Source organism: Pseudomonas typographi (assembly GCF_014694385.1).
In the GTDB taxonomy this organism is placed as follows: domain Bacteria; phylum Pseudomonadota; class Gammaproteobacteria; order Pseudomonadales; family Pseudomonadaceae; genus Aquipseudomonas; species Aquipseudomonas typographi.
Genome location: NZ_JAAOCA010000202.1, coordinates 1 through 240, shown reverse-complemented (window position 1 = coordinate 240; position 240 = coordinate 1). Strand labels below are relative to the sequence as shown.

At 62.9% G+C, this 240-nt stretch carries 1 pseudogene; it reads right to left on the bottom strand.

Annotated features, from left to right (window positions below):
- Positions 1-240: pseudogene (locus HAQ05_RS29020) on the bottom strand (hypothetical protein); the annotation flags it as partial.

The following is a 240-nucleotide window of genomic DNA, read 5'->3' as shown; positions in this document are numbered from 1 at the left end:
TCAGGCCCGAGTAATACAGGCCGTTGCCCGTTGCGTTATTGGCCGTCGCGCCAGAAGAGACGCCCCAGCAAATTTGGGTGCCATCGGCAAACCGAACATAGTTGCCTGCCGAGTTGCTTCCCTGCTCGATAATCGCGCCCGTCGGCACGCCCCCAGACTGCGATACGGTACCCAGGATGGCCGCGACCGCAGCAGAACCTAGACCCAGCGCCGATCTCTGGTTCGCCTGGCTGTTCGCCG